3 protein-coding genes are annotated in these 2,072 nt (G+C 62.0%); all 3 read right to left on the minus strand.

Translation table 11 applies throughout. The features are described from left to right. On the minus strand, positions 1-237 hold a 237-nt coding region (locus tag JF66_RS18795; RefSeq protein ID WP_035880398.1), incomplete at its 3' end, for a DUF2461 family protein. A gap of 347 nt (positions 238-584) precedes the next feature. Further along, complete coding sequence (locus JF66_RS18800; RefSeq protein WP_035880400.1) at positions 585-1,058, minus strand: DUF1990 family protein; 474 nt, start codon at positions 1,056-1,058, stop codon at positions 585-587. A 102-nt stretch (positions 1,059-1,160) separates the two neighbouring features. Continuing rightward, positions 1,161-1,835 (minus strand): hypothetical protein, encoded by a 675-nt coding sequence (locus JF66_RS18805; protein WP_035880401.1) that lies wholly within the window; start codon positions 1,833-1,835, stop codon positions 1,161-1,163. Positions 1,836-2,072: the final 237 nt, after the last annotated feature.

Here is a 2,072-nt window from a genome sequence, read left to right on the forward strand (position 1 = left end):
CTTGCCGGGTTTTGCGAAACGCATATCCCGGTGGATGCGCGAGATCGTGCGCCGTGGATCGGCATTCGCAGCAGCGAAACCTGCATTCTCCTTCTCAAACCCGGTAATTAAGGCGTGGGAAACATCGGTGAGGTTGGAGAGGACGTCGTTGTCGGCACCCCGGTTTCCCTCGAACCACTCCGTGGCGTTGTTCTCGGTCATGTCATGGAGAAAGTCGAAGGTCGTCACGTCGATCACAGTGTTTTGTCCTGTCGCGTGCTGCAAGCCCCGAGGATTCTCCGGAAAGGGTGGGGTGCGGAAGTGAGCCGCGGATCCATTAAAAGTACGATACCGTCTCTATCTGTGTGGTTCTCGATAGTTTCGGCAGCCGACCCTCTGGATCTCGCGATCATCGAGCAGGCCTCGTCCGCGTGCGTCGGTGAAGTGGTCCTTGATGAACTTAACCCGGAGAACGATAGCTGTCCCGCATGCAGGGCAGCTCGGGCCACAAAGCGCCCGCAGGGGAACCCTGAGAGAGGCATCCGCCGTTGTCGCTCTGACAAAAGACCGAAACCATCGCCGTCGCCTGCTGGTGGGCCGGCCGCTCAGCGAAGTGAGCGCAGGTAGCGCCGACGCGCGATCCGTTGGGCAATAAGCAGCAATGGGTAGAGGGCCCGCCAGGGCTGCTGTGGCGCGGGGCGCGTGAGAGAACGCACGGTGAGGTGCACCTCGTCTTCACGCCGGTGCACGATGAATGCCTCTTCGCCGCTGACGGGGTGTCCGGGCATGGTCCGGTACGCGAAGCCGACCCGGTCGAACTCCGTGACGACGGCCACGACCTCCACGGGCTCAATCACAGTCATCCTCAGCAGACGTGCGGTGACCACGACGCGGTCGCCCTGCGAGACCGGTTCAGTCGAATCGACCGCAAACCCGCTGGCTGTTTTCACTCCCCACCGGAGGACGTCGCTGATTGCGCGCTCCCACACTGTGTCACCACGCCCCACGAGCGCCGACACTTCCGAGCGACGGTATCCATGGTCGTTCGCCGGCCATTCACGAAGTTCGGGATTGGTCATGATCCGACTATGGCCTAAACCACCGCCAATCGTGAAAGCCGTGTCCATTACGGACGCACAATCCTGCCGTGCCCCCGTTCCCCATGCGACCGGGACGGAACGTCATTCGCCCGCGTAGATCACGATCTCCTGGTTCGTTTTGTCGTAGACGAACTGCAGTGCGGTCGATCCGGGGAACGCCGACGCCAGTTCGTCGGGAAGGCCCTCTTCGTCCGCCATTAACTGGGTCATCGCCGGAAACGGTCCCGCTACACAACCGCCCCTGATCATCCCCGAGAATGAATTTGAGTCGGAATTCTCGCCGTCTGCGGCCAAGAAGACGTTCAGGCACTCGCCCTCTGCGCCGCGGCTGAACAAGCCGCCGGCCACGACGATCGCACGGAGCCCGTAGAACTCCTGGTACGCCTGAACAGCAGCGTCCTCGGCTGCAACTTGCACAAACATGCCGGGGACCTGATAGCTGGGATCGATTGACAGTCGGGCGACCTGGTCGGCTCCGGTCTGGAGAGGATCGGTCTGGACCCGCTCGACAAGAATGAGGGCGGCCGCGATGATGCTCGCGACGACGGCGAGACCGAGCGCGATCAGCACGGTCCCGCGGCGGACACGGGCGAGTCGACCCCCAACGGCAAGAATGCGGCGAGCAAGACGTCTCAGAAATTCGTGATTCGAGCGTTCGTGCTCGTCATCGACGAGATGGGACTCGTCTTCGACGAGATGGGGCTCTTGTTCGCTGCTGGACACATCGATCGAATCGACGGTACGCTCCGGGGGCATGTCCGCATTGAGAAGTGGCGGCGCCAGTTGCCGTCTCGCGTCCTCGAGTTCCTGTAGCCGTACTTGTGCTGGAAAGTCGTGACGGATGTCAGCATTTGGACCGTAGGCCCGTGCTTGCAGGCCCCGCAGTTCATCGTCCTGAGCCACCCCCATACCGAATATCCTCTCACCAACCACTCCGACGCGTCGACCGGCCCCGGAATACCGACAGCACGTCTCGGAAGAGGAACCTTCTCG

The organism is Cryobacterium sp. MLB-32, assembly GCF_000738085.1.
Classification (GTDB): Bacteria; Actinomycetota; Actinomycetes; order Actinomycetales; family Microbacteriaceae; genus Cryobacterium.

Excerpts from the sequence above, each read along its gene's own strand:
- JF66_RS18800 (WP_035880400.1), bottom strand. The coding sequence starts at position 1,058 with ATGACCAATCCCGAACTTCGTGAATGGCCGGCGAACGACCATGGATAC.
- JF66_RS18805 (WP_035880401.1), bottom strand. The coding sequence starts at position 1,835 with ATGCCCCCGGAGCGTACCGTCGATTCGATCGATGTGTCCAGCAGCGAA.